A 6,988-nucleotide genomic window follows, 5' to 3' on the forward strand; every position below is an offset into this window, starting at 1 on the left:
CCCGGCGTGTAGCTCTGCACCGCCAGAAGGCCCATCACCTTCTCGCCCAGCACCAGCGGCACGCCCAGCCAGGCCTGGAAGTCCGGCGGCCCGTGCGGCTCGATCTCGCCCGATTCCACCCGCGCGCGGAATTCGCGCGCGGCCTCCGCATCGCGCATGTCCACCAGCCAGGGCCGCCCGCGGCGGATGGTGTACTCGGTGATGCCGCGCCCGTAGCGCCGGCTTTCCGGCCAGGTGCCGTACTGGTCGACGAAATAGGGAAAATGCAGGATGTCGCCGTGCGGGGAGAGCGTGGCGATGTAGAAGTTCCGCGCGTCGAGGAATTCGCCGACGATGCGGTGCACCGCCGCGTAGAACTCGTCGAGATCGGTGGCGGTGTGCGAGAGCTCGGCGATGCGGTAGAGCGTCTGCTGCACGCGCACGCTGCGCTGCAGCTCCTGGGTGCGTTCCTCGACGCGCCGCTCCAGCTCCTCCTGCGCCAGCTTCCTGTCCACCGCGGTGAGGATGTGGCTGCCCACGTAGCTCAGCAGCGCCTGGTCGGCGGCGGTGTAGCGCGGGCGCTCCACGTAGCTCTGCACCACCAGCACGCCACGCACGCGATCGCCCAGGATCACGGGCACGCCGAGCCAGTCGAAGCACTTGGTGCCGATGTCGCGCAGCGGCCCGGACACCTGCCTGCGCATGTCCTGCAGCGATCCCATGAGCGGCTGCCGGTCGCGTATGCAGTACCAGGTCAGGCCCTGCTCGAGTGCCGACATCGGCACGGGCCGGTCGGCATCGCGGATCGTGGCGTCCCCGGCGTCCTCGGTGTCGACGAAGTAGATGAAGCGCAGCGTGTCCGACGCATCGTCGTACAGCGCGATGTAGAAGTTCTCCGCATACATGAAGCTGGCGACGATGGCGTGCAGCTTGCGCAGCATGTCGCCCAGGTCCATGTCGGAGCTGGCCATGTCGGCAATGGCGAACAGCGCCGACTGCAGGTGCTCCGAGTGCGCCAGCTGCTCCATGGACGCGGTCAGCAGGGACTTCTCGTAGATCGCCGCACCCACCGGCGCGAGCAGCTCGACCTGGCGCGCGACCTCGGCATGCCGCTCCTGGCCGGCATCGACGATCAGGCTGAAGGCATAGCGGCCCTCGCCGGTCTCGACGCGACAGGCCAGGCGCCCGCGCGCGGCGTCGAAGGCCCAGCCGGCCGCGCGTGCGGCCTGTACCAGGGCGCGGTCGCCTTGGCGCAGGCGGCTGGCGTCGTGCAGGTGCAGGGCATCGCCATCCAGCGTCCAGCCTACGAGCACGCCGGGCAGACCCTGGGCTTCGAGGTACGCGGCGGCGCGGGTGGCGAAGCTGCGCAGGTCGGGGGCGCCCAGGAGCTCGGCCAGGCTCCGGCCCAGCCCGGGGCCGTCCACGGCCGGCGCGGCCATGATCGCGATGTCTCCCACACTCTGCACGCTCGTCTCCTGCCGGACCCGCCGCCGGGGCGGGCGCCCCGAAGCGGTTTAACGGCCGCTGGAGGGCGTACTTGAGTCCGGCAGGCGATGGCCGTCACGGCGGAAGGCCGGTCCTGCGCCGATCTCGGGGGTGCGGTCCTGCAGGTGCGACCGCAGCTGCCGCACCGTGGGGCGCGGCAGCTGCGGGGGGGCATAGGAGATCGAACGGGTCCGCGGCAGGCGCCGCGGACCACAATGACGGCGGCCGGTCAGCCGCCGGTGCCGCCCGCCTGGCCGGCGTTCGACGCCGCGGCGGACGCGCCGCCGAGCTGCGTCTGGATCTCGCGGGCGCGGTCGTGGTGCTGCTGCACGTGCTGCCGCGTGGTGGTCAGGTGGTTCCTGACCGCCTCGTCGGTCGCCGCCGGGATCAGCATGCTGTCGAGCAGGGTCAGCGCTTCGGCATGGTCGGTGACCATGGCATCGATGTAGCCCTTCGCGAAGGCCTCGCCCTCCAGCGCCTGCAGCTGCGCGCGCTTGGCCTCCGACTTGGCCTTCTGCTCGTTCAGGCGCGCGCTGTCGGCGGGCGCACCGCCGGCGGTCTGCAGCAGGGCATTGGTGTCGGTCATGTTCTTGCCGTGCTCGGCCTGCATCATGTTGGCGTACTCGAGCACCGGGCCGGTGACGTTCTTCGACTTCGCCATCTCCGCGGCCTTGACCTCGTGGTCGTTGACCGCGTTGAGCAGCGCCAGCGCCTCGGCCTGCGACGGCGCCGCGGCGGCATCGGTGCCCGGGGGCACGGCGGGGCCGGCGGGCTGCGTGTCGGTCATCGCATCCGCGCCCGCCGCGTCCGGCGACGGCGTGTTGTTGGTGTGCCGCCGGCGGCATCGTTGTTGCGGTTGCAGGCGGTGGTGCCGGCCAGCAGCAGCGCCGCCACGGCCAGCGCGAGTGGGGTCTTGGTGTTCATGCGTGGATCTCCGTCATGGATGCAGCGCAGTGGGGGATGCATCGGGCCCGCCCTCGGGCCGACGGGCGACGGTAGCCAGCGCATCGGTCATGCATCGTGAAAGCGGCTGCGTCAGCGGCCGTTGTCGTGCACGGCGATCGCCTGCGAACCCACGGCCCCACGCCTGCCGCCGCGCGCCCCCAGTCGCTGGCCGCGTCTGACACGGCTCTCACGGCGGCCGTGACAGGGTAGGCGTCCCCCGCACCTCTACGCCCGCCACAGGTGACCCCATGAACGCGATCGAACTGCTCAAGGCCGACCACGAGAAGGTGCGCGGCCTCTTCGAACAACTCACCGACACCACCTCGCGCGCGGTGAAGACGCGCACCGAACTGCTCGAGAAGATCCGCCTGGAACTCGACGTGCACACCACGATCGAGGAGGAGATCTTCTACCCGGCCTTCCGCGAAGCCGCGGAGAACTCCGAGGACAAGGAGATGATCTTCGAGGCGCTGGAGGAGCACCGCGCCGCCGGCGAGCTGGTCATGCCGGACCTGCTGGAGACCGAGGTGGCCAGCGACCAGTTCGGCGGGCGCGCGAAGGTGCTCATGGACCTCGTCGAGCACCACGCCGAAGAGGAAGAGAAGGAGATGTTCAAGCGCGCTCGCGAGCTCCTCGACCGTGAGCAGCTGGTCGAGCTCGGCGAGCGCATGGCCGCGCGCAAGGAAGAGCTGATGGCCGCCGGCCCGGCGATGATCGAGGCCATGAAGCGCCAGAAGGGCCAGCGCGGCTCCGAGCAGCGCCCGCTGCGGTAAGCGCCAGCCACCGCACCGATACGCGAAGCCCGCCGGATGGCGGGCTTCGTCGTTGCGGGCGGGCGCCGGCCGCGATTACCAGCGATAGCGCAGGTTGCCGTACACGAAGGCGCCGTTGAAGCCAAACGGCGAGCTGGACGAATACGGCAGCTGGCCGAAGGTGGAGTTGGCGAAGATCACCTCGTCCGGATACTCGTCGAGCACGTTGTCGGCGCCGAGGGTGAACTCCCAGGCATCGCGCGTATAGCTGAGCGCGAGGTCCCACAGCCACTTGCCGCCGAAGGTCTGGTCGAGCGCGGGGGTGGCGCCGCGCACGGTCACGCTGCCGTAGCGCGTGGTGTTGGAGGTCAGCTTCCACGGCCCGTAGCTGTACACGCTGCCGAGGAAGAGCTTGCTGCGCGGCGAGCCCACCACCAGCCGGCCCACCTCGGTGCGGCCGAAGCGCACGGCATTGGGGTCTATCGCCTGCAGGGTGGCGGGATTGGCGGCGATGCGGTCTATCGTCGTCTTGTTGTAGTTGTAGCCGCCGGTGAAGTCCATCTTCAGATCGCCGCGGCGCGCGGTGTAGGTCGCTACGAGGTCTGCCCCGCGCGTGGTGGTGTCAATGGCATTGGTGAAGTAACGGCCGCCGCCCACGTCGGGGAAGCCGTTGTTGTTGAGGTAGGTTCGCACCGCCGTGGACGTGAGGTTCTCCGACAGCGCGATGCGGTCGTCAATCTCGATCTGGTAGGCGTCCAGGGTGATGTAGAGATCCTTCAGCGGCGTGAGCACCACGCCCAGGCTCAGGTTCCTCGACTCCTCCGCGCGCAGCGGTTCGGCGCCCAGGGCGATCGCGGCCGGGTCGTTGACGCGGAAGGTGCGGATGTCGAAGGGCACGGTGCCCACGTTCGGCACGCTGATGAAGTTCGTCGCCGTGGACTGGAAGAACTGCTGCTGCAGCGAGGGCGCGCGGAAGCCGGTGGACGCGGTGCCGCGCAGCGCGAAGGCCGGGCTGAACGCATAGCGCGCCGACAGCTTGCCCGAGGTGGTGCTGCCGAAGTCGCTGTACTGCTCCGCGCGAGCGGCCAGGCCCAGCGAGAGCTTGTCGGTGATCTCGCCTTCCAGGTCGCCGTAGATCGAATAGCTGTGGCGGTCGAAGGCGCGTGCGTCGGCGGGGCGGAAGCCGGGGAAGACCTGCGAGCCCGAGGGCGCCGGCGCGCCATTGGGCAGCCGCACGCCGCCATTGATGTAGGAGGCCGGCTCGCCCGCGCGTTGCTCGAAGCCCTCGCCGCGCCATTCGGCGCCGAAGGCCAGGGTCAACGGCGCGTCCAGCCAGCCCACCTCCAGCAGCTTGTTGAAGTCGAGGTTTAGCACGTGCTGGGTGAAGCCGAGCGCGCCGGCATGGAAGTTGCGCTGCGAGGTCGGGCCGAGCGAGCGGTTGAGGCTGTTCTCGACGTTGAACTCCAGGTCGCTGCTGCCGTAGTTGTAGCTGAACTCGATGGCGAGCCCGCCCGCGGTCTCGCCGTGCAGGCCGGCGACGAAGGCGCGGTCGTCGGCGATGTTGCGGATCTGCGGCAGGAAGCCGTTGGGATAGATGGACGGGATGTTGCGGGTATCGCCCGCGGGCCGGAAGAAGCCATTGGACAGCGCGTCGCGCCGGCTGGCGGTGCCGAAGGCGAACAGCTCCACGCCTTCGGCCAGCCCGAACTCGGAATTGAAGCCGACGGCCTGCTGCTCGATGGCTGGATCGCCCTGGCGCTGCACCACCACGCCCAGCGGCGGCGTGGCCGGCCCCGGCGTGCCCTGGAACGGGCGCGCGCGGTCGGTCTGCTCGCTGTCCACGGCCTGCGCGGACAGGTGCACGAAGCCCGACTCGCCCAGCCCGAAGCCGGCGTCGCCGGAGAGCTGCACGGTGCGTCCGTCGCCCGCGCTGTACTGCCCGGCGCGCGCGTTGACGCTGCCCGTGCCCGCCTTGCCCTTGAGCACGATGTTGATGACGCCGGCAATGGCGTCGGAGCCGTACTGCGCCGAGGCGCCGTCGCGCAGCACTTCCACGCGATCAATCGCGGCGATGGGAATCGCGTTGAGGTCCACCGGCGAGGAGCCGCGGCCCTGCGTGCCATTGAGGTTGAGCAGCGCTGTGCCGTGGCGGCGCTTGCCGTTGACCAGCACCAGCACCTGGTCCGGCGCCAGCCCGCGCAGCTGCGCCGGGCGCACCGCATCGGTGCCGTCGGAAATCGCGGGGCGCGGGAAGTTGAGCGAGGGCAGCGTGCGCGCCAGGGCGGTGGCCAGTTCCGTGGTACCCGTGGCCTCCAGCGCCTCGGGGCGGATCACATCAATCGGCGAGGGCGACTCGGCCACCGTGCGGTCGGAGGCGCGGGTGCCGGTGACGATCACCTGGTCGAGCGTCTTGGCGTCCTCGTCCGGCGCCTGGTCGGCGTTCTGGGCGCGGGCATCGAACGCAGGCGAGGCGAGGGCGATCAGCAGTGCGGCGTGCAGGGCGGTTCGAGTCATGCGCGTATCCCGGCGGTGGCGATGCGTCGAGCCTAGCCGATACGCCGGCGTCCGCAACGGCCGCTTGCGCTGCGGTCGCGCAGCGGCCGCGGTGGCCGTGGGCGCGCCGCTACAGCGTCACGTGCGCGCCGTGCAGCCGCGGCGCGCCGTCCTCGATGTCGGTCCACACCAACCACAGGCCGGTCTTTGCGGCCACCAGGTGAGGCAGGCCGGTCCCGCGGCCGCGCCCGGTGAACTCGGCGATCCTGATCCGGTGCTCGATGCGCGTGGCGTCCGGCGAAACCGCGGCCAGCCACAGCGATTGCCTGCCCGCTTCCTCGCGCAGCCACGCGATCCATGCGCGCCCGTCGTGGTGCGCCACCGACGCGCGGCCAAGCACGGCCGGCCCCTGGTCAATCTCCAGCGCGGGGCCGAAGTGAGCGCCGCCGTCGGTGCTGCGGGCCAGGCGCATGCGCGCCACGCCGCCGGCCATCGTGTACCAGCCCACCGTGACCTCACGGCCCTGCGCGGCCACCGACGGGCCGTTCACCGGGCAGGCCGGCATCTGCCATCCATCGGCATGCACGAGGCGGGGCGCGGTCCATTGCCCATCGAGCAGGCGCGTGGCGGCGATGTCGCGGATCTCGCCTGGCGCGCGGTCGCGGTAGACCAGCACGGGCGAGCCGTCGGCGATGGCCACGTCGGTCTGGCAGCAGTCGCAGGTGGAGGCGTCTATGCGCACCTCGCCGCGGCGCTGCAGGCGCGCGTCGAACGTGGCGCTGCGCAGCGTCATTGCCCCGCTCCCGCCGTGGCCGCCGTGGCCGCCCGCGGTCTCGCGGCCGTCGAGCCAGGCGATGCCGAGCGCATCGCGGCCCACCGGCCACATGGAGACGAAGCCGTGCTCGGTGGGCGTGCCGTCGTCGTGCACGCGTACCGGCGCCGACCACGTCGCCCCGCCATCGGCCGAGCGGCTGAGCACGACGCCGTAGGCATACTTGCCCTCGCCCGATTTCTGCAGCCAGTGCGCCCACAGCGCACCGTCGGGCGTGGCGGCGATGTGCGGGATGTCGGCCCAGTTGACGAACCAGTCCTCGCCCGCGGCGATCGTGCGCGAAGCCGACCAGCGCTCGCCGTCGAACCGCGCAAAGCGCAGCGCGTTTCCGCCGGTCACCGGCCCCAGCCACGAGAGCAGCAGGCTGCCGTCGGGCGCGACGACGAGATCGGGATGGCCCCAGGCGTCGTCCGGCAACCGCCAGGGCCGCACGCGCGGCGCGAGCGGCGCCTTCCCGGCGGCGGCGGCGCCTTGCGGCGCGGGCGGAGCGGCCTCCGGCGAG

Annotated in this window: 6 protein-coding genes; 1 reads left to right on the forward strand and 5 read right to left on the reverse strand. The window is 71.3% G+C overall.

Annotated elements, in window-relative coordinates; all coding sequences use genetic code 11:
* The 3 genes from EYQ95_RS25430 to EYQ95_RS26525 all read right to left on the reverse strand — a co-directional run.
* The coding region (locus EYQ95_RS25430) for a GAF domain-containing protein (protein WP_132331882.1) at positions 1-1,445 on the reverse strand (1,445 nt) is incomplete at its 3' end.
* A gap of 248 nt (positions 1,446-1,693) precedes the next feature.
* Entirely contained in the window at positions 1,694-2,251 is a 558-nt protein-coding gene (locus EYQ95_RS25435) for a DUF4142 domain-containing protein (protein WP_132331884.1), read from the reverse strand.
* Entirely contained in the window at positions 2,248-2,388 is a 141-nt protein-coding gene (locus EYQ95_RS26525) for a hypothetical protein (protein WP_165924861.1), read from the reverse strand. Before EYQ95_RS26525 ends, EYQ95_RS25435 begins: the two co-directional genes overlap by 4 nt.
* A 269-nt stretch (positions 2,389-2,657) precedes the next feature.
* Between EYQ95_RS26525 and EYQ95_RS25440 the strand changes: the two genes are divergently transcribed.
* Complete coding sequence (locus EYQ95_RS25440) at positions 2,658-3,182, forward strand: hemerythrin domain-containing protein (RefSeq protein ID WP_132331886.1); 525 nt, start codon at positions 2,658-2,660, stop codon at positions 3,180-3,182.
* Between the two features lie 75 nt (positions 3,183-3,257).
* Here EYQ95_RS25440 and EYQ95_RS25445 read toward each other — a convergent pair whose 3' ends face one another.
* Together EYQ95_RS25445 and EYQ95_RS25450 are read right to left on the reverse strand one after the other, a co-directional pair.
* A complete protein-coding gene (locus EYQ95_RS25445) occupies positions 3,258-5,675 on the reverse strand; it encodes a TonB-dependent siderophore receptor (RefSeq protein WP_132331888.1) in 2,418 nt (805 codons plus the stop codon).
* Positions 5,676-5,784: 109 nt separating this feature from the next.
* The coding region (locus tag EYQ95_RS25450) for a sialidase family protein (protein WP_132331890.1) at positions 5,785-6,988 on the reverse strand (1,204 nt) is incomplete at its 5' end.

It is taken from the genome of Lysobacter sp. N42 (assembly GCF_004344885.1).